Source organism: Pantoea sp. RIT413, assembly GCF_003057675.2.
GTDB lineage: Bacteria > Pseudomonadota > Gammaproteobacteria > Enterobacterales > Enterobacteriaceae > Pantoea > Pantoea eucrina.
The window spans coordinates 638253-663527 of record NZ_QBJB02000001.1; the positions used below are offsets into that span (position 1 = coordinate 638253).

Below are 25275 nucleotides of genomic sequence, written 5' to 3' on the forward strand. Positions count from 1 at the left end.
ATTAAACCCGGCGGTTTAAGAAACAGAATCAACTGATAGTATAGGCTGTTAACCGGCAACAGAATGTTCTGCTGCACGATCTGGTTTCAGGGTGAAACCAGCCTGTATAGGATGAACCGGAAGCTTATGAGCGCTGTAAAACCTGAACGCGAATATTTTCTCGACTCGATTCGAGCTTATCTGATGCTGCTGGGGGTGCCGTTTCACGTCTCGCTGATCTACTCGACACAGCGCTGGTCCGTAAACAGCCAGGATGCCACGCTGTGGCTGACCATTTTTAACGATTTCATCCATGCATTTCGCATGCAGGTGTTTTTTGTTATCTCCGGCTATTTTTCCTACATGCTCTATCTGCGCTACCAGCCGGCACGCTGGCTGAAAGTCAGGCTGGAGCGCGTGGGTATTCCGCTGCTCGCCGCTATCCCGCTGATTACGCTGCCGCAGTTCTTTCTGCTGAAATATCTCACTCACAAGCTTGATGGCTGGGATCGCTTTTCAGCGTATGACAAATACAATGCTCTGGCGTGGGATCTGATCTCGCACCTCTGGTTTCTGCTGGTCCTGGTGATCCTGACGGCGCTGGGTATGCTGACATTTCGCTGGCTGCACAACCAGCAAAGCAGGCGTAACTATCAGCAGACAGGCTGGGGTAGCGTAACGCTGGCCCTGCTGGGCTACGCGCTACTATGGTGCCTGCTGCGTCGCACGCTGCTGCTGCTGACGCCGGGCATCATGATGGATGGACTCTTTACCATTGCGGTCATGCAGACGCTGACGTATCTGCCGTTCTTTATGCTGGGCGCGCTGAGCTGGAAACATCCGCCGCTGAAAGCGCTGTTTGTGCGGTTCAACCCGCTGATCTGCTTTGGCACCGTGCCGGTCTTTATCGCCTACTACCTGAATCAGCGCTATGGCAACGGCGACGGCTGGCTCTATGAGACCGATATGCTGCTCTCAACGCTGATGGGCGTGTGCATGCTGAACGTCTGCTATAGCGTCGGGCACCGCCTGCTGAACAGCCACTCTCCGCGTATCGTTTATCTGGTGAACGCCTCGCTGTTTATCTATCTCGTCCATCATCCGCTCACTATCCTGTATGGGATATATGTGACGCCGCACATCAGCAATAACACGCTGGGTTTCTTTGTTGGGCTGATAACGGTATTTGCCGCAGCGTTTGCGCTTTATGAGATCCACCTGCGTATCCCGCTGCTGCGCTTTCTGTTTTCCGGCAAAAAGGCGGCGCAGAAAGGGTGAGGCTGCACCGGCGGCGCGTTTCAGCGCGCCGCTACAGCAGCCACTCTACCGGCAGGCGCCACACCAGCCGCACCAGCAGGCGCTGCAGCAGCGTTGACTGCGGTTCATGTTTATGTACCACTTCTGCGCCCTGCTCATCCTGTTCTATCCAGTTCACCCGGCCCCACTTGTCCAGCCGCAGCGTCCAGGCCCGATGTTGCATACCGCGACTGAAGCGATCATGCGTCTGGCGCGCCAGGGCTTCACTCTCAATGACCAGTCCCATTTCAGTGTTCAGCACCGCAGAGCGGGGGTCAAAATTAAATGAACCCACAAAGACTTTGCGATTATCAACGGTAAACGTTTTTGCATGCAGGCTGGAACCAGAGTTACCCGTTAACCCGCGATCGTGCGGAGGTTCGCCGGCGTGTGCCTGAGGTTTCAGCTCATATAGCGCAATACCGTGGCGCAGCAACTTTTTTCGCCAGCGCGCATACCCGGCATGCACCACGGTGACATCATTGGCCGCCAGTGAGTTGGTCAGCACGGCGATACGCACGCCGCGCCGGCGCAGTGACAATAGCTGCGCCACCCCGGCGCGGGTCGGGACAAAATAGGCTGAGATAATATCGAACTGCTGCTGTGGCGTGCCGATGACCTCCAGCATCCGCTGCGGCAGCAGGCTGCTGCGTCTGGCTTTGCCCAGCCCTTTGCGCGGATCGTCGCTCAGCAGGCGCGCCTCAGCCCAGGTCATCGCCAGCGCGCCCTGCTCCAGCTGGCTGACAAAATCGGAGTGGTTAAGACGCGCCAGATAACGCTGCACCGCCTCGCTCTGCTGCCACTCCGGCGGCAGGCGCACCGCTTCGCCCTCATCGCTGCGCACGTCCACTACGCTGCGCAGCGGCGATACCGCCTGGCTATGCCAGTAGCGCTCGAAATCTGCGGTAACCTCATCGACAACCGGCCCGATGGCCAGCACGTCGAGATCGGTAAACAGGGGCTCATTGCCGGTACCAAAATATTCATCCCCGACGTTGCGCCCCCCCACCAGCGTTGCGGCGCCATCTACCGTCAGACTTTTATTATGCATCCGGCGATTGAGGCGCGCGAAGTCAGTCAGGTAGCCCAGCGCGCGCAGCGTGCGGAATGAAAAGGGGTTAAACAGCCTGACCGAAATGTTCGGATGACGCTCCAGCTCCGCCAGCGTGTTATCCAGCCCCGGCGTATTGTTATCATCCAGCAGTAAGCGCACCCTGATACCGCGCCCGGCAGCGTCCAGCAGCGCGCTGAACAGCAGGCGTCCGGACATGTCGTTATGCCAGATGTAGTACTGTACATCGATAGTGTGCCGCGCCATGCTCATCAGCAGGTAACGCGCAGCAAACGCGTCAAGCCCGTCGTTAAGCGGATGGATGCCACTCAGGCCGGGATGCTGCGCGCACTGCTGCGCCACGCTTTGCCGTAATTCATCGCCCGCGGCTAACTGGCCGGGCAGCGCTGCTGCTTCGCTCATACTGGATCCCTGAATACGTAATCACGCTTATTATTGGCATTGTCGCTGTGGCAGGCAACCTGCACGCCTGACCGGCAGAGCCGGCTGCTAATTTAGTCTAGACTTAGCCCGTGGTTCTGCATCGGGCGATTACCCTGAGGAGTGAAATATGACCGCGTTACTGCCTCATTATCAACCCCGGCTTTTTCGCAGTTTTTTTCAGGGCAGCTTTCCCTGCTCTACCGCCTGTCGCAGCGGCGGCCGCCGTCTGGATATGGTTGTCAGTAGCGGACACGATATGCTGCTGGATAAAGATTACGCCGCGCTGGTGCGGGAAGGTTTGCTCACGGCGCGCGACGGTGCGCGCTGGCATCTGATTGAAGCGACGCCTGACCACTACGACTGGCGCTCCTTTCTGCCGATGATCCATGCGGCCGCACGCCACAATATGCAGATTATCTGGGAGCTGGCGCATTTTGGCTATCCGGCGCACCTCAATATCTGGAAACCGGCGTTCGTTGAGCACTTTGCCCGCTATGCACGCGCTATGGCACAGCTGATGCGCGATGAGGGCGTGGAGCAGCCGTTTTTTACCCCGATTAATCAAATCTCATTCTGGGCCTGGGCCGGGGCGGATGTCTCATGGCTCGATCCTTACGCCAGCGAACGCGGACGCGATCTGAAGCGCCAGCTGGTGCGCGCCTCGCTGGCCGCGATGCATGCGATCCGCGATGTCTATCCTGAAGCTCGCTTTGTGCTGACCGATCCGCTGGTGCAGATCGCTGCGGACCCGGATAAGCCAGAGAGTGCCGGGCATGCTGCCCGGCAGCATGAGATGCAGTTTGAAGCGTGGGACTGGCTGGCCGGGCGCGCTGAACCGGGACTCGGCGGACAGGCGGACTTTCTCGATATTCTGGGCCTGAACTACTATCCCGACAACCACTGGTTCTGGTCAGGCGATACCCTGCCACCCGATCATCCGCAGCGTCAGCCCCTGCACCAGCTGCTGCTGGCGTGCTGGCAGCGCTATCAGCGTCCGCTGCTGCTGGCGGAAACGGGGGCTGAAGGCGATGCGCGCGCGCCATGGCTGCGGCACGTCAGTGCGGAAGCGCGGCTGGCGCTGGCTCAGGGCGTTGCGCTGGAGGGAATTTCACTCTATCCGGTGGTGGAGTATCCCGCCTGGGCGGACGATCGCCGCTCTCCCGGCGCCCTGTTCGGGCTGGGCGATCCTAACGGTAATCGTACTCTGCATGAGGGACTGGCCCTGGAGCTGCGCGGTCAGCAGATCAAATGGCAGCGTCAGGAGCGCTGAGCGTGACGGGAAGCGGGCGCACAGCTTCTGGCGTCCTGCAGCGTATCGGCAGGACGGCGCACATCGGTAAGCCAGGTCATGGTAACAAGAAAAATCACGCCAATCAGACAGGCACAGAGTAAGGCGATGATAGCGATCAGTTTATCGTCGCGAGCGTCCATTTAGCTCTCCTTGCAGGCGTTGATACTGCGTTGCAGGCGTTAGCTCATCCACAGAGTGAGCATCAGGACAAAGATTATAAGCGTTACCGAAGTGACCGCAAGAACCACGATAGCGAAGTGCGCATCATCAAGCGGTTGACGGTGAGACTCGTCGTTATCGTCAGGTGGGGCCGGCAAACTCATGAAAACTCAATAGCGTAAGCAGAATTAGGGCAAAATTGCGCGCTGAGTGTAATGGAAAGTGATAAATATTTCACGACTATTTCTGTGCGAAACAGATACCGCGCGTGACTTTATCACTTTCCTGCTACCGCCAGGATCCCGCTTCAGGCGGCGTGCCAGCCGCCACCCAGTGCCCGATAGAGATCGATTTGCGCCTGCAGCAGATTATTTTTCACCGAGACAATATTAAGCTGCGTGCTGAACAGCGTACGCTGTGCATCAAGCTCATCAAGATACGAAGCATAACCATTCTGATAGCGATTGCGGGCAATCCGGTACGCTTCCGCTACAAACTGCTCCTGCTTTTGCAGTTCCGCCAGCTGCTCCTGATTACGGCGGATCGCATCCAGCGCATCCTCTGTTTCTGAGAAAGCGTTACGCACCGTTTTTTCATAGCTGTAGAGCGCCTGATTGCGCGTAGCCATCTGCACGTCAACCTGTGCCGTCAGCGCTTCGCGATTAAGCAGCGGTGCCAGGATACTGCCCCCCAGACTCCAGAGACGAAACGGATTATCCAGTAGCGTGTGCAGCTCGCTGCTCTGCAGCGTGCCGCTGGCGGTGAGGTTAAGTGAAGGCAGCAGTCTGGCGCGTGCGGACGCCAGAGAAGCATCTGCCGCCAGCAGCTCACGCTGCGCCTGAACAATGTCGGGACGCCGGTTCAGCAGCTGCGACGGCAGCAGCGCGGGCAGAGCGTGCGGCCGGATGTTGTCAAAGCGATGGCTGCGTGCGATTTCACGCGGGTTCATGCCCGCCAGGACGCTTAATGCGTTCTCCTGCTGCGCGATCTGATGCTGCAGCTGCGGAATTTGCGCGCTGGCCGTCTGGTACTCTGACTCCGCCTGCATCCACTCCAGTCGCGACGTATAGCCGGTTTCAAACTGGCGCCGGGCAAGCTGGCGGGAGTTTTCGCGCGTTGCCAGCGTCGCCTGCGTCACGCGCAGCTGTTCATCCAGCGAGGCAAGCGTAACGTAGCCCGATGCCACTGAGCTGGCAACGGTAAGCTCAGCCGCCGCCGCCGCAGCGCGCTGCGCCTCCAGCGTCGCCTCCGCCGCGCGTATGCTGTTACTGCGGCTGCCCCAGAGATCGACCTCATAATTAGCCTGCAGTAAACCCTGAAACACTGCGCTTTCATAAGGCTGGCCGGTTGCCGCCGAGAGCGAACGCTGACGGCTGGCAGCCACACCGGCAGAGAGCGCCGGAAAGTTATCGCCCTGCGCTGCGCGCACCTGCGCCCGGTACTGATCGACCCGCGCCCGGGCAAGAAGAATATCGCTATTATATTTCAGTGCCTGACTGACCAGACGATTCAGATCGCTGTCGCCAAAGGTGCGCCACCATGCGGCTTCCGGCGGCGCCTGCGGTCCGGTCCGATCGCGCCACTGCTCCGGGATGGGCAGCGAAGCGGGCGCTTTTTCAACCTGGGTCGCACAGCCGCTGAGCAGCAACAGCGCAAGTGATAAAGGTAGCAGCGGCTTCACGGCGTCTCCTTCGCCGGCTCTGCGGCAGTATCGATGCTGACCTCCACTGACATGCCCGGACGCAGCAGCTGCTGCGCATCGGGATCAAGGCCGATCCGTACCGGAATGCGCTGCGCAATCTTCACAAAGTTTCCGGTGGCATTGTCGGGGGAGATGGCGCTGAACTCTGAGCCAGCCGCAGGAGAGATAAACTCTACTCTGCCGCTGAAGCGCCGGCCGTTAAGCGCATCAACGCTAAACGTCACCGGTAAGCCCGGGCGAATATGTGCCAGCTGCGTCTCTTTAAAATTGGCAATCACCCACTTTTTATCCGGCACCACCGAAGTGAGACGCGTACCGGCGGTAACATAGGTTCCTTTACGCACGGAGAGCTGTCCCAGCTGACCACTATCAGGCGCCACAATCCGGGTGTTAGCAAGGTCGATATTCGCCAGCTCCAGCGCCGCACGGGCGTTAGCCACGTCAGCTTCCAGCGAAGCGCGGTTTACTACCACCGTTTGCAGATTCTGTTGCGCTACGGCAACCTGCGCTTCGGCCTGCCGCATCTGCGCCTGCGCCTGCGCATCCGCGGCACGCGACGCATCACGCTCGCGCACCGAAAGCGACCCATCCGACGCCAGATTTTCCACCCGTTTCAGGTCGAGCCCGCTTTTCTGCCTCTGTGCCCGGGCATTCTCCAGCGCGGCTTTATTGCTGAGAATGGTCGCTTCAGCGCTTTTTCGCTGCTGCTGATTATTTTTCAGTGCCGCCACTTTCATCTCCAGCTGCGCCTGAGCCTGATGCACGCGCTGACGATAGATACGATCGTCAATGGTCATCAGCAGCTCGCCCTGCTTCACCGGCTGCAGATCCACAACTTCAACGCCGGTCAGATAGCCGCTGACCTGCGGACTGATAAAGGTGATCTGACCGCGCACATAGGCGTTTTCCGTGGTCTGTACGCTGCTGGTAAACGGCCAGAGCTGCCAGGCATAAAGAATTACCAGCACACCCACAATCACAATTCCCGCGCCAGCGGCGATAGAAAGCGTGCGGCGGCGATGCGCACGTTCGCGCTCAGCCACCTGCAGATCATCCTGTTGACTCATCTCTTCTCCGTTTAGTTCGCTGAGGGCGCTGTCTGACGCGGCTCATCATGATGATTTTTCGCCTGCCGCCACGCAAGATAACGCTGACGCGACAGCCGCCATAATACCCACAGCAGCGTGCACATCGCCAGGGCTGCCGTGAGCAGATAAGTGTCATTATACGCAAGGACGTTCGCCTGCAGCGTGGCGACGGTCTGCAGCTGGATGCTGCTCTGGGCGCCCAGCAGCACGCTATCGGTCAGCTGACTGCGAAACAGCGCGCTGTACTGATCCAGCCGTTCCGTCACGTTAGGATCGAGCTGCGAGAGTTTGTCGGCCAGCAGGCTGGAGTGATACTTCTCCCGCCAGGTCTGAAACGTTCCGAGAATGGCTGAACCAATCAGCCCGCCCAGATTCTGGCTCATACCAAACAGCACCACAAAGCTGACCAGGTTTTTCGGCTGCGTCACCACGCTGCCGATCCCCAGCAGCATCGCTGGCGCCAGGAAAAAGGCGCTGCTGAAGCCCAGCAGGAACTGGCTAAAATAGAGGTTGTGCGCGCGCGTCAGCGGATTTGACTGCGCGTCCATCAGCGAAGCCACAATCATAATCGCCAGCGAGGTCACAATTGGCCAGTTAAGCTGGCCAGGCTTGATGGTCAGCGCACTGGCGATGATGCCGCAGATGACGCCGGCAATAATGGCCAGCGCCAGGCCATGCAGCTGATCGTTAAGCAGCCCCAGCTGCTGCAAAAAGCCGATCGCCCCGGTGTTCTGCTCAGCCAGCACAATACGGATCATGATCAAGGCGATACCCAGCCGGACAATCATGCCGCTACTCAGCCAGCGGGTGTTGATCAGTGGATTGGTCCGGTTATGCTCCACCACAACGGCTGAAACAATCAGCACCAGCGCCAGCACCAGACAGACGCCCAGCCACGGCGTGGTAAACCACCATTCGATGCGTCCCAGTGACAGCACACCGCACAGCAGCGCCATACCCGGTGCCAGCAGCAGAAACGTGACAAAATCGAGTTTTTCAAACGCTTTAATGCGGTCTCCCGGGGGCAGCCTGACCACCAGCACGCAGCCGAGCGCAATCAGCGCCAGCCCAAGCTCAAACAGATAGAGACCACGCCACTCCTCCAGCTGCAGCAGCTCGGTAGAAAAGAGTCGCGCCAGCGGGATCGCCAGCTGGGAAGCCGTGATACCGATCACCAGCGCTTTCAGCCGGTGTTTTGCCGGCCACGCCTGTACCTGATAGTAGATCCCCAGCGAACTGAGCGCGGCAGCCACCATTCCGTGTGCGGTGCGCACAATGATGGCGGAACTGAGATCGTTGGCGAACAGATGAAAAAACGCCACGATGACATACAGCACCAGAAACGCTTCGGTAAACAGCCGCAGGCCAAACTGCTGGCGAAATTTTACCAGCAGCAGGTTAATTGAAATGTTTCCCATCACATAAACCGCCGGCAGCCAGGCGATCTCATTGCTGTAAGCGGCAAACGTCCCCTGCAGATTGGTCAGGTTTGCCGTGACCAGCGCGTTGCTGAGCGCGCCGGTCAGCGTGATCAGCAAGCCAATCAGGCCAAACGCGACGCGCTTGCCTGGCGAATGCAGCGGCGTGGAGGGGGAGCCTGGCAGCATCGGCTTTTCATGCGGCAGCCATTCCCGCTGCGCGTAGGGATTACGTCTGGCCATGCTCAGGCGCTACCCAGACGATCGAGCAGCTGCTGCAGCACCGTCTCCGTGACAGCCAGCGCAGCGGGATCGATATCAGCCAGCAGCTGACTGCGCAGATCGTCTGCCTGCGCTTTGACCTGAGTAAACGCCTGCTCGCCCTGCGTCGTCAGCACCAGCAGACGTTTACGCCGATCTTCGGGCGTTTGCAGACGAGCCAGCAGCTGCTGCTTCACAAGCCGATCCACCAGTGGCACCACGCTCGCGTCCTCCAGACCCAGCTGCTGCGCCAGCGCTTTCTGCGTCAGCGGCTGACTGGCGGTGGCGACGCTGGCAATCGCCATCCAGCTGCTCATACTCAAATCGCTCTCTTTCAGCCGGCGATCGACCGCCAGCCGCCATGCATGAGCCGTCTGATGTAAAAGCCGGGAAAAGGGCTGCGGGTAGTCGGTCAAGATTAGCCACCTAATGGTTAGATACCTAACTAAAAGAAGGCGTAATTATAATTCACGCCGCTATAAAAGGGAAAAGGTTGTATCGATTTGAGATAAAAACCTGTACATGTCAGACCACAGCCTGCCGTAACCCCCGCTAACCGGCTAATATCGCACAAAATGCTTAAGAAATTAGTTGTACACAAACCCTTTTTTTGTATAACTTTAGCGCCATGAATCGGCTGACGATTCAGTAACGAATGATGCTTTTGCGTCGCCTCTGCAGGTGTTTTTGGATTTCCACCTGCAGAGGTTATTTTTTTACCCTGCTGCTCTCTCTCTTTCGCTGGTCTGGGCCACCAATGACCGGTAACATTCGCACGCTAAACATCCTGTTTTTCTGCTGCCTCGCTGCCGCATACGCTTTATAACTTAAGAGTCCGCACACGTTATGAATTCACAAACCGATCGCAATAGTGCTGACGCGGGCGATTTAACGGTCGCCCGCGTTCTGCGTTCACCCGCCCTGCTTACCCGCGAATGCCTGGCCGGGGTGATCACCGCGCTGGCACTCATTCCTGAAGTTATCTCTTTCTCTGTTATTGCGGGCGTTGATCCTAAAGTCAGCCTGATCGCTTCGGTCGTGCTCTGTCTGACGCTCTCACTGCTGGGCGGGCGTCCGGCGATGGTGACCGCGGCGGCCGGTTCAGTGGCGCTGGTTATTGGCCCGATGGTTCATGCGCACGGCGTGGCCTATATTCTGCCTGCCGTGATTCTGGCGGGCATTATTCAGATTGTGTTTGGCGTCACCGGCCTTTCGCGCATGATGCGTTATATCCCGCGTTCGGTGATGCTGGGCTTTGTCAACGCGCTGGGCGTACTGATTTTCTTTGCGCAGGTGCCGCACGTCTGGGGCCACTCTGCGCTGGTCTGGGGCCTGTTTGCCGCCACGCTGGCCATTGTGCTGCTGCTGCCGCGCGTACTGAAAAGTGTTCCCTCACCGCTGGTTGCCATTGTCGTGGTTACCGCCGTCGCTCTGCTGCTCGGTTATCGCGTACCCAGCGTGGGCGATGAAGGTCCGATGAGCGCCGGGCTGCCCGGGTTTACCGAACTGCTGGTGCCGCTGAACCTGCAGACGCTGCAGATCGTCTGGCCCGCCGCGCTCTCCGTTGCGTTTGTTGGCCTGATGGAGTCGCTGCTGACGGCAAAGCTGGTGGACGATCTTACCGACACGCCATCAGGAAAACGGCGCGAATCCTGGGCGCTGGGCATTGGCAATATTCTCGCCGGTTTCTACGGCGGCATCGCCGGCTGCGCCATGATTGGGCAGACAATTGTCAACGTCGAGCTGGGCCGCGCGCGTACCCGGATTTCAACCATAGCGGCGGCACTGGTACTGCTGCTGCTGGTGACTGGCCTGAGCCATATCATGGCGCAGATCCCGATGGTGGTTCTGGCGGGCATTATGATGGTGGTGGCGGTGAAGACCGTTAACTGGCACAGCCTGCAACCCGCAACGCTGAAACGGATGCCGTGGTCAGAGACGCTGGTGATGGTGGTGACTGTCGCGATCACCGTCTGGACCAGCAACCTGGCGATTGGCGTGCTGCTCGGCGTGATTCTGGCCATGATGCTGTTTGCCCGGCGTATCGCCCATGTTATTCATGCCGAGCGCACGCTCAGCCCGGAAGGGGATCGGGTTCACTACACCGTACGCGGTCCGCTATTTTTCGCCAGCAGTAATGACCTGTTCGAGCACTTTGATTATGGCCACGATCCGAGCCAGGTCACTATCGATCTGACGCACGCTCAGATCTGGGACGCCTCCAGCGTCGCCGCGCTGGACGCAATCGAATACCGTTATCAGCGTCACGGTGCCACAGTTACCTTTACCGGTCTGGATAACCGCAGCAGCGATTTTCGCGATCGCCTGAGCGGCAACCTCGGTTAATCCGCCTGTCAGCAGGGCGCCTCTGAGCGCCCTGCCCGCGCGCTCCGCGCTGTTTCTGCCCGTCCTTATGTCTTAAATCTCCCGTTTCGCTTGCAAGTTAGCCCTTCAGCGGCTTTGCTTAACGGCGCAACGCGCTGATTGGCAGGCGTATAAAAGTAGTTTATTAAGGGGATTGTATGTCGTGGATTATGAAAGCAGGTCTGGTAGCGGTTACGCTTTTTTCACTGGCAGGCTGCATGCAGCATAGTGATGCCGTGGGTGCCGACGGTCGTCCGCACGCACCAAGTAACCAGCCGGTGCCAGGCGCCAGCGAAGGCGAAGGCCCGGTCGGCCAGCCGCAGGGTTAATTTTCGCTACCCGGCTGCGCCGGGTAGTTATTGCCCGTTCGGGGTATTGACAGGCTCTCTTTGCTGACATTCCGCGTATGAAATCGGGGTTAGCTGTTAGCTTTACTCTTTGCCGACTTTGTCATAAGCAGACCGCGCAAGGGCTATTTTTTGCGGCTCTCTCTCAGCTCTTCTCTCCGATGACAGGTCCTGAAGCCCGTGAGTCCGGTTAATATCAGGGAGACGCTCTGTCATGACTTCCTGAGCTAATTGGCCTAACAACGTATCTACTTCTCTCTCATCCGGTCGCGCTACGGATACCTTTTTTTCTATCAGGCCTGCTACCTGATTGAACAGGTGCTGCTCTTCAGCAACCAGCTTTTCAGTAACCCTCTCCATGTCAGTCAGACGTTGCTTTAGCTCTCCCTCAGTGAGATTTTTCTGCAGAGCCCAGGTGAAAGCCGTAATAGCAGCGTCAGCTTCATTTCTTAACCGGTCTGCCGTACTGATAATCGGCCCCAGATTAGCCGGCACACTCATCTTACGCGCTGCAGCCGTTCCGGATTTGGCTGCCAGCGCTTGCAGTATGGCCTGCATTTTCTTCCCCATCTCTTCTCTTGTACTCTGCCAGGCATCCATGCGGGCATGATAATCCCGGCTGACACGGGCATCGATTTCGCTTCTCTCACGGGCATGTCTGGCCCTGAGATCCTGCCCCCCGGCAACCATATTATCAACGTGGCGATTGAAGGCGTTCCACGCCTGGCGGTCCGCTTCCCTGCGTTTTGCCCGATCTGCTGCTGCCTTAAGTGTCAGCCTTTCTCTGTCCTGCTGAATATTCCTGTCTCGTCGCGAAAGAAGCCCGGTCAGCCTCTGCTCTTTCTGTATAAAACCTTCACGAGTGCTCAGCTGGGTCAACTTTTCTCTGATGCGCTCAGCTTCAGGCGATGGCGCTGCAGACGATCCGGGCTTCCATGCCGTGCCGATGTCAGGATCCCGCTCCAGCTCCGCAGATAATGCGCGCGCAGCTCGCTGAGCCTGCGCACCCTTTCCTGCCGTACTCAAAGTGCGGATCAACCCATCATTCCAGGGGTGCATATTTTGCTGACCACGGTTTTCCAGCAGATGATCCTTTAGCGGGTTGAGCATTGAGGCCAGGGGGGGGTCGCCTGTCGGGTTTTCTTCACTTTTAAGGGTATCGTCTAGTGTCTCAAAGTAATCCGTCGCCAGAGCCTGGCTGAACTCACTGCTCATTTGTGAATAGCCGGCAGGGGAAATATCTTTATCTAAAATAGTCTCAAGCATCTCTTTACCCGGATGGCGCGCCACATCAGCCAGCTGCGGACCCAATTTAAGCAGGGCATTGAGTTCGCGCTGCCGATCCTGGTTCGGCATTCCGTGCTGATGTTTCAGCGTTGTCAGGGTTCTGATTGAGCGTAATTTCTTTATTTCAGGTGAGGCGATCTCAGAAGAGGGGTTATCCGGCGCTGAAGCGAGAACAGCATCGCCGGCCGGCAGTGCATCGGACCAGGCTTTTTTCAGCTGAGAAGCGGTGACCGCAAAGCCAGCCTCTTTTAAATCCTTTAATACCTGTTCTTCACTGCGGCGGGAGGGTAAATCAGTTTCCTTTAGCCAGGCGCTCAGTGCTGAGCGCGTTACCGCACCACTGCTGCTGCTCGCCAGTGAGGCTAAGGGCGTCGGCCTGTCCGGCAAGACGGTTTCAGCGGATTTTGCGAAGGCTGACGCATCGGGACAATGGTTGCCGATAACTCTGAAGTTGCTTTCGTTTACGTACTCAAGGCTATTTTTACTGACCAGAATATGGGACAACCGTATATCGGAGGTGTCAACCAACCGGATTGACGTATCCGGAAAAATCCTGCCTATGATTTTTTTTAACTTTGAGCGGGTATTTAACTCTTTATCAGACACGCCGATTTTATAAACAGAAAATGGAGAAGCGACAATAATCTCAATGGGTTTATTCGGGTTAAGCGCTTTTATTTCTTTCAGTACATCTTTAAGGGCGTTCTTATCTGTGGCTATTGTTAAGTGCGCTCCTGCTAAAAAATTTTCATGTCTGAAAGTAATCGTAAGGCAGCTGCTGACTCCCGGATAGCAGATACGATCGCGGGCTACGCCGGTTTTATCTTCTCTGAGCACCACGGCTGCCGCAACAGGCTCCTGGTCACGGGCCGCAACATGCGTAGTAACCGGCTGCGCCGCTTCACCAAAAGCCAGTTTATACGGGGGTAATTCGCCATATCGATAGCCATGAGGTTTACCAATATAAAAAAATTCACGCTCTCTGTTGTTGAGCTGATCGAGAGCAGAAAGCAGCGTTAGCTTGTCTATCTTTCCTGCTTTGAGCAATCGCCCGCCATGCTGCAGTATCAGTTGTGGTACGGAAATAAACTCGTTTTTATCCGCCTCACTATCAGCATCTACTTTGAGGAGGAGTTTCCCTTCTGCCATAAATTTTTTAGCTGTTTTCTCATGGCTACTGAAAGATAATATGGCTCCCTGGCTGCTGTGCCCGGCAGTATGCTCAAACAACTTTGCCAGATAATCATCAAAACATTCCTCCTCGTTTTCCTGCGTATTGCGGGTTACCCCCGCGCTCGTCACAGTATGCGGATCCGCATAGTGGGCACGATACAGAAACCCATCTTTTATAGCGTAATCGGCGTCTCTTATTTTCTGTTCAGAATCAAAACAGACATCCCGCTTATTAAAAATATTGCTTAACAGCGTTCCCGACTGGTTTTTTTTCAGCGTTGCCGCCAGCGCCAGGTGCTCTATGACATAGGGATCGCTAAAGAATGAGTCCAGAGATACACAGCCCTCTGGTGCCGTGGCATCAGCCGGAGGCAGAGCAACAGGAACAGACTGCGCCGATGCTTTGTTAATAGTAAACATAATAATCTCCATATCTTTACTGGCTTCGCGCCGGGATCCCTTCCGGCAGCAGCAATCACATTTTAAAGCGCAGACTTCTGACGTGAAAACCCGGAAAAATTGGGTTTATCGATAAGGTGGATGACTGGTTTGCCCGAAATCCGCGATGCGGCAAAAAGTATAGATGCGGCTTTTGAAGAACAACTTTCATAAATCGACCATTAACTACGCTATGCAGCGTTGCCAGCACCTGCCCGGTGCTTTATCAATTAATCGCAGGAAAAACATGAATCATGTCACCTGCGCAGGTTCTGTTTTGCAGTGAAAGATCAAAAAGGCTGTTATCCAGGTATTATGATTTGGGATTGGTTATACAGGCACGCACGGTGGGGCGTCAGGAATGAAAAACAGCAGACACAAAAAAACCGCCTGAAGGCGGTTACGACATTACTTATAGCGCTTTTTTAATTCGGTGTTTTGTATGGTGCCCGGGGCGGGACTTGAACCCGCACGACCATAAGCCGAGGGATTTTAAATCCCTTGTGTCTACCGATTTCACCACCCGGGCAGGGTGTAAACTGGAGGCGCGTCCCGGAGTCGAACCGAGGTAGACGGATTTGCAATCCGTTGCATGGCCACTCTGCCAACGCGCCTTTATTCTGATGTGCAACCGGTCAGTGACCCATTGCTGAAACTGGAGCGGGAAACGAGACTCGAACTCGCGACCCCGACCTTGGCAAGGTCGTGCTCTACCAACTGAGCTATTCCCGCATAACTGCTGCTTTACCGAACTTGCTGTTTTTATTCAGCTTCTTGCAGCTGTGCTGCCGTTCGATGCGATGCATTCTACTTATCTCACGCAGTGAGTCAATAAAATTATCACCCACTGCGTCTGTTTGCTGCTTTTTGAATCGTATCGATCAGCTATCGAGCAGATCACCGCGTGCTGCGCTCAGATACTGAAACATCGACCAGAATGTCAGCACTGCCGCGATATAGAGTGCGACCACGCCAACGCCTACTACCGTAGCATCAGGACGCCACAGCAGCGCAACCAGTGAGAGCATCTGCGCCGTGGTTTTGACTTTACCAATCCATGAGACGGCAACGCTGCTGCGCTTGCCAATTTCCGCCATCCATTCACGCAGCGCAGAGATAATAATCTCGCGGGCGATCATGGTGGCAGCAGGCAGGGTTATCCACCACGCGTGGAAATATTCCGCAACCAGCACCAGCGCCATAGCGACCATGACCTTATCAGCCACCGGATCGAGAAATGCACCAAAGCGCGTGGTTTGTTTCCAGCGACGCGCCAGAAAGCCGTCAAACCAGTCCGTTATGGCGGCAATAACAAAAATCAGCGCTGTCGCAAAAGGCGCCCAGTAAAACGGCAGGTAGAACGCCAGTACAAAAAAAGGAATCAAAAAAACGCGAAACAGGGTAAGACACGTTGGGATGTTATATTGCATATGCCAGTAACTGTCTGGTGTGTGTAGGGTTTAACGTATGTTCCTACATTGCCCCCCCTGTTTCAATGTTAGTGTTTCAGCGAGTGGTATATTTTTTCAGCCAGGGCAAAGGAGATACCGGGCACGCGGGCGATTTCATCCACGCTGGCGTTCATCAGCGGCTGCAGGCCTCCCATATATTTCAGCAGCTGCTGACGCCGTTTAGGTCCGATGCCTTCAATACTTTCCAGCGCGCTGGTGTTCTTCACTTTGGCGCGTTTTTTACGGTGGCCTGAAATTGCATGATTGTGAGCATCATCACGAATATGCTGAATGACATGCAGGGCTGGCGAATCCGGCGGCAGAGAAACGCCCTCACCTTCCGCTTCAAAAAACAGCGTTTCCAGTCCCGCCTTGCGATCGCTGCCTTTAGCGACACCAAGCAGAATCGGGTGCTGTTTATCCCAGCTGACATCCAGTTCCGCAAATACCTCTTTCGCCTGCGTCAGCTGACCCTTACCGCCATCAATCAAAATGACATCCGGAATTTTATCCTGCTCCAGCGCTTTGCCATAACGGCGGCGCAGCACCTGATTCATCGCCGCGTAATCGTCGCCCGGCGTGATCCCTTCAATATTGTAACGCCGGTAATCAGAACGCAGCGGGCCATCCTGATTAAACACCACGCAGGAGGCGATAGTCTGCTCACCCATGGTATGGCTGATATCAAAACACTCCATGCGCTGAATGCTCTCCAGCTTCAGCCAGGAAGCCAGCGCGGCAAGCCGCTGCTGAATAGTGGAGTGCTGCGACAGCTTAGTGGTCAGCGCCGTTGCCGCGTTGGTGCGCGCCAGCTTGAGATAGCGTGCCCGATCGCCGCGCGGCTTGGTCTGTATATTGACTTTGCGACCAGCCAGCGTACTGAGTGATTCAGCCAGCAGGTTGCGTTCTGCCAGGTTAAAATCCAGCAGGATCTCTCCGGGCAGGGTGCGCGCCTCGCTTCCCTGCAGATAAAACTGCCCGACAAAGGTCTGCACCACTTCCGTCAGCTCAGTGTCAGGCGGGACTTTGGGGAAATAGCTGCGGCTTCCCAGTACTTTCCCCTGGCGGATAAACAGCACGTGCAGACAGGCCATGCCCGCATCATAGGCCACGCCCATGACATCAAGATCGTCACCCTGATTTGAGACAAACTGTTTTTCAGTAATGCGGCGTACGGCCTGAATCTGATCGCGCAGCCGCCCCGCCTCTTCAAAACGCAATCCCTGACTTGCCGCCTCCATATGCGCTACCAGCTGGTTGATGACCTGATCATCTTTACCGGCCAGAAACAGCCGCACATAGTCTGTCTGCCGGGCATACTCCTCTTCGCTGACCAGACCGGCTACGCACGGACCGAGGCAGCGTCCAATCTGATACTGCAAACAGGGACGCGAGCGATTGCGATAGACGCTGTTCTCACACTGGCGAATAGGAAAGACTTTCTGCAGCAGGCCCAGCGTCTCGCGTACCGCATAGCCATTTGGAAACGGACCGAAATATTCCCCTTTGGCGTGTTTGGCACCGCGATGCATCGCCAGCCGGGGGTGCGTATCGCCGCTAAGAAAAATATATGGATACGATTTATCATCGCGCAGCAGCACGTTATAGCGTGGCTGGTAAAGCTTGATGTAGTTATGCTCCAGCAGCAGCGCTTCTGTCTCAGTATGCGTGACCGTAACGTCGATATTGCAAATATTACTGACCAGCACATCCGTTTTACGGCTGCCAGTCTGCGCACGAAAGTAGCTGCTGAGGCGTTTTTTAAGGTCTTTGGCTTTACCGACATAGATCACCGTACCGGCCGCGTCATACATTCGGTAGACGCCAGGCTGGCTGGTTACGGTGCTGAGAAAGGCTTTGGGATTAAAGAGTTCACTCACTACTTATTAATGGCTCCGCGTTGAACAGACCATGACGAATGGCCAGATGCGTTAACTCTACATCACCGCTGATGTTTAGCTTACTGAACATACGATAGCGGTAGCTGTTAACGGTTTTCGGGCTCAGGTTCAACTGTTCGGATATCTCCGTAACTTTTTGTCCCCGGGTAATCATCAGCATAATCTGCAATTCCCGTTCCGACAAACAACTAAAGGGCGATTCCGCTTTCTGCGGCTCGATTTGGCTCAGCGCCATTTGCTGAGCGATATCTGAGGCGATATAGCGCTGTCCAGCGTGGACGGCGCGAATGGCGCTGACCACCTCCTGAGGCGCAGCGCCTTTGCTCAGATAGCCTGAGGCGCCCGCCTGCATTACCCGGGCCGGCAGCGGGTTTTCGGTGTGAATAGTCAGCATAATGATGCGAATATCGGGGTTGTAGCGGACAATTTTGCGCGTCGCTTCCAGTCCGCCGATACCCGGCATATTCATGTCCATCAGAACGACATTCACCGTGTGCTGACGGCACCATTTTACTGCATCCTCTCCGCACGCCGCTTCGCCGGCAATGACCAGTCCTTTGATATCTTCCAGAATGCGACGAATACCGGCACGTACCAGTTCATGGTCATCAACAAGCAGCAGGCTGATCAACGGGACATACTCCGCAGGTTAGAAAGGTAATTAAAAAAGAGCGTAATCTTAGCGTTTTTTATGCGCATTGAACATCAGACATACCAGAACAACCTGCGACGCAATGCTCTAAATCAAATAATTAAATCTTTTCAGAAAAAAATCCATTTTCTGCAAACTAAACAGCTTTTTTATTTAACATTTCATTGAATAACAGCATGTTGTAATAAATCTGCCTGTTTTCTTTTTTTAAGCCGAAAAAGTATCAGGCGAGCCAAAACGGTCTGCACTGCCCTGCCTTTAACTGGATCGAATAATGATTTTTCTGGCCTCTGAATGAGAAAGCAAACCTATGATATACTCTCTGTTTTATGCACGGAAAGACAGAATCTGTGTAAATCGATACCACCAGGGAGTTGAAGATGAGTGATGAAGATTTCGTAACGTCGCGTGACACTCAGGCACTGGCTGATGAAGTTGCCTGCCTCAAAATGATGATTACTCTGATTCTCAAAGGCATGGGACAGGCAGACGCCGGTAAAGTAATTATCAATATGGAACGCTATGTGCAAAATGCGCTGGCTGATAAGCCCCAGGCTGAAGTATTCAGCAACACGATCCGTCAGATCAAAACCGCTTACCGTCAGTAAGCGGCCAGCCCCGTGCGCTGCACGGGGTATTAATTGTGCGCCTGCCAGTTAACGGAGACGCCGAGCGAAGGCAGCACCTCTTCCGGACTAAAGCGCCGCGTGCCGCGATATTTTTCCGCCAGTGCCGGCTGTTCAACCGGGATACGGATAGCGAACAGATTATCTTCCGACTGGATCAACCCTGGCGTCAGCGGTTCATAAACCACATTATGCTGTGCAAACATCTTCTCCAGCATCGGCGTGGCCGAGCTAATCAGATACTCCATGCCGCTCAGCTCTGCCAGCTGCACCGAGTGCCACAGGATATTCAGCGGTAATTCCGCATCCACCTCCAGCCGTGCTGAGTAGCGTGACATCTCCCAAACCTTATCCTGCGCAAACGGCAGAATAATACCTTCAGCCACTTCCGGTTCATGCCACGGCAGTAATCGCGCGCAGCCACAAATGCCTTTACGTGCATTCCAGGCGATAAGCCAGGTCACGTCTGAACGGTCGTAGCGATCGTACTCCTGCCCCGGTGTGCTCAGCCGCGGAGGAATTGACCAGCCTTCGCCACGCGCAAACACGCTATAACGATAGGTACCCAGTTCGGCTAGCAGTGAGGAAGGCATATCCTTTAGCTGTGTTTGAATTATTTTCATCATGCGCCTCTGACATCCCCATGTGTGCAATGATTTTTATCGTGCCAGCCTGGCTAAGTTTCCGGCGCAGGGTAGACAACTCAATACGGATAGGGAACTACCAGTATTAGTAGTTGCCTTTTGCTATATCAGACCTGTCGCTGCGGCATAACACGCTATCTGCGTTTTATTTGAAACGTTAAAACGTTTTTGCATGTTTTTTTGGTGAAAATTCACCGTATGTTCTGATATTGCCAAAATAAGCGAAATCTCTGCCGAGGTTTTTCCTTCAGCTGTCCATTTCAAAATTTCCAGCTCCCGCTCGCTAAATCCCTTAGCCAGCACCACCATTGAGCTATCTTTTAAGCGCTCAAGAACCCGTAAGCTCAGGTCCGCCAGAAAGTTTATCTGTACCTCAAGCTCAACGGTGCGGTGCCTGGAGCGTCCGGGCTGACGTGATGCTATTGATAATATACCAATGGCACGATTTGATGCCATCGCTGAGCAAGAAAAGCCGCTCAGGAGTCCCGCTGCCTGCGCATCTGGCCAAAGATTAGCCGCCCCGGTGAAAATCTCAGCACACCACTCAATCCCTTTTCCGGGCTGCTGACAAAGCCGCAGTACAGGATCGACGGCATAGTAGTTATGCCGCTCATAATGCAGGATCCAGGATTCAGGGTAGGTGCTGAACAGGAAAAAACGCGGTCGGGTGAAGGGAACCGGCTGCTGCACAAAAAAGGCAAAGAAGTCGAATCCCAGAGCGACGATTTGCTTTTGCAACAGTGCTTTTAATTGCACCACCTCCGTCAACCCCTGAAACGCTTTTGCTGTTTCGGCTCGCCAGACAAAATAATTATCGGTAGTCATTATTATCCTGACGTATTTAACGTCTTTTATTAACCTGATGCTTGTCCGATTATATCGGTGAGACGTAATCTGAACAGAATGAATAAAAGGCTCCTGCTGTAGATTGCGTTATACAGCCGGAAAGTTATCGAATTGTTGCCATAAAGCGAGCGCCGCAGTGACCTGACTGCCAGGCCTCAGGCGCATAAAGATACGTGAAACCAGCATAGGATTTTTCTGATAAAGTTTCAATCTTCCACCCATTAAAATTAATTATTAGATGGATAAAAGTTTAGCATCGATTTTAAGTAAAATAATGATTAGCAGAGACATTCACCTTCAGTTAAAAGCGCTAAATGATTTAGTCATGGACGGTTTTTAATTCCACTGATAAATAAAGTTACCTCCGGCAATCGGCAACCCTGAGCTATCTGTATCCGCACCACGCTGATGCCTGCGCCATGCGCGACTACGCATTTTATCGGCATAAACTGCCTGCCGCAGTTGCATACGCTGTCATCAGCCGCTGGAATGAAAACAGAGTGAGGCGGATAACCAATATAATTCTGTTTTAACGCGATGATGTCCGCTGCAGATAGCCTGAACAATCTGACGCTGGCACCCGATTTTTCTTTTGGAGAGTAAATAAATTCACCGGAGATATCTCATTATTAAAACAGATGAGTGTTATTTAAGGCAGACTTATTTCAAACATAAAAATTAGTCGGGTAATGGTTCTCATTTGTAATCACGCCTTCTGCGTCTTTGAGGGACTGGATCTAAAATAGCGTTGGCGCAAATTAACTATTAAGCCTGCCCGGCTTTTAAAATTAACAGCCTGCCGCATCAGCGGCAGAATCCACCGCCGCGCATGCCCAGATGAAAGTGTGTGGTATGAGCTGCGTTGTAGTCTGGTCCCAGTGCGTTTCCAAAGCTGGCACAGCCGTTGCGCCAGAGTGCATGCAAACCCGCCGCGCTGCTGGCGGGCTGCTGCCAGTTTCTGGCGACCCGTAACCAGCGGCCATCGGCCAGCTGAAAAGCGGTGACATCCCACGCCTCTGCCGTAGCGTGTTCGCTGCGGCGTCCCTCCTGGCGATGATAGACGTTGCGGCAGGCGTAGCTGCCAACATGCTCAATACGCCGCAGCGGACTGGTGATACCCGCCTGCTGTAATGCAGCATTACTGCGCGTGACATACATCGTACTTGCCACGGCCATCGGACAGCTGGCAAGAAAACTGCTGCTGAGCGTAACCGGCCCAAACTGGCTGATACGAACCGGCTGTTCAATTGTGCAGTTACCCCGCACCGGAGGCGTCGTGCGAAAACTTACCCGTCCCTGCGCACTGGCGCGCTCCAGCACCGCCAGACAGGCGGCTGGATCGTGACGCAGTTTCTCCAGCTTGTAACGTGTTATCCAGCCTGGCGCATCCGTGACGTTAAGCGGAATAAACGGATTCCACTGCGCCGGAAGCTGCGATTTCAGCCAGGGCAAACTCCACCACCCCACCAGAGCAATTATTCCTGTCGCAATGAGTGCGCGCACCATCTCTGCCTTATCACTTTGTAAACCTGTGACTAAGTGTAGCTGGCTTGCCTCATCTGCCTGTTCTTCCGGGAAAAAGTGCTGCTTATTTACGCAAAGTGACTAAAAGAGCAACCATGTAAATATTTGCTGACAGAGCAAAAAACGCAAAAGGTCACAAAGGTTAAAAAACAATTACCAGACCCGGTGGCCTTTCCTCTATCTTATGCGCTCTTGCCCTGTGCAAAGGCACGTATTTCAACAGCCATCAGAGCTGACACAACATCAAGACAGGAAAGCTATCTTTATGGTTGATCAATCCAAAACAGCCCTCAGTGAGGCTGAACAGCCGGAAAAACTCCGGCGCAACCTGCATAACCGTCATATTCAGCTTATTGCGATTGGCGGCGCTATCGGAACCGGGCTCTTTATGGGGTCAGGCAAAACCATCAGCCTGGCGGGGCCGTCGATCGTTTTTGTTTATATGATCATCGGCTTCATGCTGTTTTTTGTTATGCGCGCAATGGGAGAGCTGCTGCTCTCTAATCTGGAATATAAATCGTTCAGCGATTTCGCGGCCGATCTGCTCGGCCCGTGGGCGGGCTATTTTACCGGCTGGACCTACTGGTTCTGCTGGGTCGTTACCGGCATCGCTGACGTGGTCGCCATCAGCGCCTATTTTCAGCTCTGGTTCCCCGGATTCTCTATCTGGATGAGCGCGCTGCTGTGCGTCTTTGTCTTTCTGGCGCTGAATATTGCCACGGTCAAACTCTTCGGGGAAATGGAGTTCTGGTTCGCAATTATCAAAATTGTCGCCATTGTTGCCCTGATTATTACCGGTATTGTGCTGGTCAGTACGCACTACCCTTCACCCGGCGGCAGCACGGCATCGCTCAGCAATATCTGGCAGCATGGCGGGATGTTCCCGAAAGGGCTGAGCGGCTTTTTCGCCGGCTTCCAGATTGCCGTGTTCGCTTTTGTCGGTATTGAGCTGGTAGGCACCGCCGCGGCAGAGACCAAAGATCCGCACAAGGTCCTGCCCCGCGCCATCAATGCCATACCGCTGCGCATTATTATGTTTTACGTTCTGGCGCTGCTGGTGATTATGGCCGTTACGCCATGGAATCAGGTGATGCCGGATCGCAGCCCGTTTGTAGAGATGTTTGTGCTGATTGGCCTGCCCGCTGCTGCGAGCATCGTTAACTTTGTGGTACTGACCTCAGCGGCCTCGTCAGCCAACAGCGGCATCTTCTCTACCAGCCGCATGCTGTATGGCCTGGCAGAACAGGGGGTAGCGCATAAGGCGTTTGGTCGTCTCTCCGCGCGCGCCGTGCCCACCACCGGCCTGTTCTTCTCCTGTCTCTGTCTGCTGGGCGGCGTCGCGCTGATCTACCTGATCCCGGACGTGATGACGGTGTTTACCATGGTGACCACGGTATCCGCCATTCTGTTTATGTTTGTCTGGACCATCATTCTCTGCAGCTACCTGGCCTACCGTAAACAGCATCCGCAGCGTCACGCGTCGTCAACGTTTAAGATGCCGCTGGGCAAAATTATGTGCTGGGTCTGCATGGCATTTTTTGCTTTCGTGCTGGTGCTGCTGACGCTGCAGGAGGATACCCGTCAGGCGCTGATGGTTACGCCGCTGTGGTTTATGCTGCTCACTATGGGCTGGCTGCTGCGACGCCGTAAAGCCTGATCCCGTTCTGTTTAAGGCCCGCATCAGCGGGCCTTTTTCATTTATAACCGCTGCCAGAACTGATGCCAGGCACGCTGGAGTGACGGGCGTGCGGCCGCCTCACGCTGCGGCGCCGCTGCTGGCGCTTCCGGCCTGCCAAGATTAAAAGTAAAGGTGTAATCGGGCGCCTCACCCATACGCAAATCGCTAATCAGCGTATTGCCCGCCTGCTGACGCAGCGCGTAAAAACCGTGACTGAACCAGACAACGCGCTCCGCATGCCACTGCCCTTTAAAAGGTGTCAGCAGCGCCATCTGACGATCGTGCCACGCAATCTGTAACGGCCGCCGGGGTGAAAACAGCGACCAGTACGCTTCGCCATAGCGATCCGGCGTAATAATGACCGTACGCCAGACCAGCGTGTTGAACGCCGTCGGCGTGACCAGCAGCCGCTGTGATACAACGTGTTGCTGCGCCAGCTGCTGTTCAATCTGCCGCGTGGCGACGCCCTGTATCACCATGCTCCAGCCCAGATAAAGCGTGCTGATTAACAGGCCCAGGCGGGTCCAGCGCACGCCGGTGGCATCACGCCGCCATAGCGCTACGCCCAGTGCGATAAGCAGCGGCAGCGTATAGAGCGGATCGACAATAAACATACTGCCGATGGCAAACGGATAGTCAGTGAGCGGCAGCCCAAGCTGCGTACCATACACGGTAGTGAGATCGAGCAGCGGATGGGTGATCAGCGCCAGCCAGAGGGCCAGGCACCAGCTGCGCCAGTGCGCTTTGCTGCGGGTGATCCCGGCGGCCAGCCAGCCGGCCAGCGGCGCCAGCAGCGTCAGGATCAGCAGCGCATGGCTCTCGGTGCGATGCAGCGTCATATTGCGTATTGCGTCGCCGTGATCGACGAACACATCCAGATCCGGCAGCGTGCCGGCGACTGCCCCCGCCAGGGCCGCCTGCCATACCGGTACCCGGCGGTTCATGACGGCAATGGTAACTGCAGCGCCCAGCGCCAGTTGCGACAGCGAATCCATGCTTCTCCTCCCTCAATCGTTAGCGCACGCGAATGCCTTCGATAATCATCCGCTCTACGTTCTGCAACGTCTGTGCAAAAAAGTCGGGATCCTGCAGCGTCTGCCCGGTGACCGCCTCAACCTGCGAGGCAAAGTCAGCATAGTGCTGCGTGGTGGCCCAGAGCATAAAAAAGAGATGCTGCGGCTGAATGGCAGCCAGCTGTCCGGCGCTGATCCACTGCTCGACTATTGCCGCCTTACTCTCTACCAGCGCTTTCAGGTCGCCCGCCAGTTCACCACGCAGCAGTGGTGCGCCCTGCAGCATCTCCAGACAGAACAGCCGCGATGCCTGAGGATGATCGCGGGAGACCTCAAGCTTCAGGCGAATATAGTGGCGAATGGCCGTCAGGGGATCCTGGTCGGCGCGCAGCGCGCGCAGCGGTGCCAGCCAGACATCCAGAATCTCTTTCAGCACGGCGACATACAACACTTCCTTTGAAGGGTAATAGTAGAGCAGATTCGTTTTTGACACCTCTGCTCCCTCAGCCACCCGGTCAAGGCTGGTGCCATGAATACCGAACTGGGAAAACAGCGCCAGCGCCGCCTGCAGGATAGCGGCGCGTTTTGCGGTCGCCGCCTGCGAACGACGGCGCGGTTTTTTCTCATCATTTTTCATGCTGT

Annotated in this window: 21 protein-coding genes and 3 tRNA genes; 6 read left to right on the top strand and 18 right to left on the bottom strand. The window is 55.3% G+C overall.

What is annotated here, in order from left to right:
- Window positions 1-126: 126 nt before the first annotated feature.
- On the top strand, window positions 127-1257 hold the full coding sequence (mdoC, locus tag DBY66_RS03010) for a glucans biosynthesis protein MdoC (protein WP_108569412.1): 1131 nt from the start codon (window positions 127-129) through the stop codon (window positions 1255-1257).
- A gap of 31 nt (window positions 1258-1288) precedes the next feature.
- On the opposite strand, the gene DBY66_RS03015 is transcribed toward mdoC, so the two are convergent.
- A complete protein-coding gene (locus tag DBY66_RS03015; RefSeq protein WP_039383744.1) occupies window positions 1289-2749 on the bottom strand; it encodes a phospholipase D family protein in 1461 nt (486 codons plus the stop codon).
- 148 nt (window positions 2750-2897) lie between these two features.
- Between DBY66_RS03015 and DBY66_RS03020 the strand changes: the two genes are divergently transcribed.
- On the top strand, window positions 2898-4040 hold the full coding sequence (locus DBY66_RS03020; RefSeq protein WP_108569229.1) for a beta-glucosidase: 1143 nt from the start codon (window positions 2898-2900) through the stop codon (window positions 4038-4040).
- Here the strand turns inward: DBY66_RS03020 and DBY66_RS17900 are convergent.
- The 5 genes from DBY66_RS17900 to DBY66_RS03040 all read right to left on the bottom strand — a co-directional run bounded on the left by DBY66_RS17900 (window position 4028) and on the right by DBY66_RS03040 (window position 9105).
- Window positions 4028-4201 carry a hypothetical protein gene (locus tag DBY66_RS17900; RefSeq protein WP_158086437.1) on the bottom strand — a complete coding sequence of 58 codons (174 nt, stop codon included), beginning with the start codon at window positions 4199-4201 and terminating at the stop codon, window positions 4028-4030. The two genes, DBY66_RS03020 and DBY66_RS17900, sit on opposite strands and share 13 nt — an antisense overlap.
- Before the next feature lie 326 nt (window positions 4202-4527).
- Window positions 4528-5901 (bottom strand): efflux transporter outer membrane subunit, encoded by a 1374-nt coding sequence (locus tag DBY66_RS03025; protein ID WP_039383739.1) that lies wholly within the window; start codon window positions 5899-5901, stop codon window positions 4528-4530.
- Window positions 5898-6989: an HlyD family secretion protein gene (locus tag DBY66_RS03030; protein WP_039383736.1), complete on the bottom strand. Its 1092-nt coding sequence runs from the start codon at window positions 6987-6989 to the stop codon at window positions 5898-5900. Before DBY66_RS03030 ends, DBY66_RS03025 begins: the two co-directional genes overlap by 4 nt.
- Window positions 6990-7000: 11 nt before the next feature.
- Window positions 7001-8671, bottom strand: coding sequence for an MFS transporter (locus DBY66_RS03035; RefSeq protein WP_108569228.1), 1671 nt, complete (start codon window positions 8669-8671; stop codon window positions 7001-7003).
- A gap of 2 nt (window positions 8672-8673) precedes the next feature.
- Window positions 8674-9105, bottom strand: coding sequence for a MarR family transcriptional regulator (locus tag DBY66_RS03040; RefSeq protein ID WP_039383731.1), 432 nt, complete (start codon window positions 9103-9105; stop codon window positions 8674-8676).
- A gap of 430 nt (window positions 9106-9535) precedes the next feature.
- Between DBY66_RS03040 and DBY66_RS03045 the strand changes: the two genes are divergently transcribed.
- Window positions 9536-11035 (top strand): SulP family inorganic anion transporter, encoded by a 1500-nt coding sequence (locus tag DBY66_RS03045; protein ID WP_039383728.1) that lies wholly within the window; start codon window positions 9536-9538, stop codon window positions 11033-11035.
- A gap of 176 nt (window positions 11036-11211) precedes the next feature.
- Window positions 11212-11382: a hypothetical protein gene (locus DBY66_RS17905; protein ID WP_039383726.1), complete on the top strand. Its 171-nt coding sequence runs from the start codon at window positions 11212-11214 to the stop codon at window positions 11380-11382.
- Window positions 11383-11484: 102 nt separating this feature from the next.
- Here the strand turns inward: DBY66_RS17905 and DBY66_RS03050 are convergent, their stop codons facing one another.
- The 7 genes from DBY66_RS03050 to uvrY form a co-directional block, all read right to left on the bottom strand.
- A complete protein-coding gene (locus tag DBY66_RS03050) occupies window positions 11485-14280 on the bottom strand; it encodes a hypothetical protein (protein WP_146745170.1) in 2796 nt (931 codons plus the stop codon).
- A gap of 461 nt (window positions 14281-14741) precedes the next feature.
- Window positions 14742-14827 (bottom strand) — tRNA-Leu (locus tag DBY66_RS03055).
- Window positions 14828-14838: 11 nt separating this feature from the next.
- Window positions 14839-14912: transfer RNA gene (locus tag DBY66_RS03060), tRNA-Cys, on the bottom strand.
- 42 nt (window positions 14913-14954) lie between these two features.
- Window positions 14955-15030 (bottom strand) — tRNA-Gly (locus DBY66_RS03065).
- A 149-nt stretch (window positions 15031-15179) separates the two neighbouring features.
- The gene (gene pgsA, locus DBY66_RS03070; protein ID WP_039383718.1) at window positions 15180-15728 is read right to left on the bottom strand and encodes a CDP-diacylglycerol--glycerol-3-phosphate 3-phosphatidyltransferase; all 549 of its coding nucleotides are present in this window, start codon (window positions 15726-15728) and stop codon (window positions 15180-15182) included.
- 68 nt (window positions 15729-15796) lie between these two features.
- On the bottom strand, window positions 15797-17629 hold the full coding sequence (gene uvrC, locus DBY66_RS03075; RefSeq protein ID WP_108569226.1) for an excinuclease ABC subunit UvrC: 1833 nt from the start codon (window positions 17627-17629) through the stop codon (window positions 15797-15799).
- Window positions 17622-18281, bottom strand: coding sequence for a UvrY/SirA/GacA family response regulator transcription factor (gene uvrY / locus DBY66_RS03080; RefSeq protein WP_039383715.1), 660 nt, complete (start codon window positions 18279-18281; stop codon window positions 17622-17624). The genes uvrC and uvrY overlap by 8 nt, the downstream gene beginning before the upstream one ends.
- Before the next feature lie 401 nt (window positions 18282-18682).
- Here uvrY and DBY66_RS03085 point away from each other — a divergent pair, with 401 nt between their 5' ends.
- Entirely contained in the window at window positions 18683-18910 is a 228-nt protein-coding gene (locus DBY66_RS03085) for a DUF2594 family protein (RefSeq protein ID WP_039383713.1), read from the top strand.
- A 29-nt stretch (window positions 18911-18939) separates the two neighbouring features.
- Here DBY66_RS03085 and DBY66_RS03090 read toward each other — a convergent pair whose 3' ends face one another.
- The 3 genes from DBY66_RS03090 to DBY66_RS03100 all read right to left on the bottom strand — a co-directional run bounded on the left by DBY66_RS03090 (window position 18940) and on the right by DBY66_RS03100 (window position 21921).
- Window positions 18940-19551 carry an acyl-homoserine-lactone synthase gene (locus DBY66_RS03090; protein WP_071668718.1) on the bottom strand — a complete coding sequence of 204 codons (612 nt, stop codon included), beginning with the start codon at window positions 19549-19551 and terminating at the stop codon, window positions 18940-18942.
- Window positions 19552-19674: 123 nt separating this feature from the next.
- A complete protein-coding gene (sdiA, locus tag DBY66_RS03095) occupies window positions 19675-20397 on the bottom strand; it encodes a transcriptional regulator SdiA (protein ID WP_104084758.1) in 723 nt (240 codons plus the stop codon).
- 825 nt (window positions 20398-21222) lie between these two features.
- Window positions 21223-21921, bottom strand: a complete 699-nt coding sequence (locus DBY66_RS03100) for an extensin family protein (protein WP_039385784.1) — start codon at window positions 21919-21921, stop codon at window positions 21223-21225.
- A gap of 286 nt (window positions 21922-22207) precedes the next feature.
- On the opposite strand from DBY66_RS03100, the gene cycA reads away from it, so the two are divergent.
- Window positions 22208-23599 carry a D-serine/D-alanine/glycine transporter gene (gene cycA, locus DBY66_RS03105; protein WP_108569225.1) on the top strand — a complete coding sequence of 464 codons (1392 nt, stop codon included), beginning with the start codon at window positions 22208-22210 and terminating at the stop codon, window positions 23597-23599.
- A 41-nt stretch (window positions 23600-23640) separates the two neighbouring features.
- On the opposite strand, the gene DBY66_RS03110 is transcribed toward cycA, so the two are convergent.
- Complete coding sequence (locus DBY66_RS03110) at window positions 23641-24615, bottom strand: metal-dependent hydrolase (protein WP_108569224.1); 975 nt, start codon at window positions 24613-24615, stop codon at window positions 23641-23643.
- 19 nt (window positions 24616-24634) lie between these two features.
- On the bottom strand, window positions 24635-25270 hold the full coding sequence (rutR, locus tag DBY66_RS03115) for an HTH-type transcriptional regulator RutR (RefSeq protein ID WP_108569223.1): 636 nt from the start codon (window positions 25268-25270) through the stop codon (window positions 24635-24637).
- Window positions 25271-25275 lie beyond the last annotated feature (5 nt).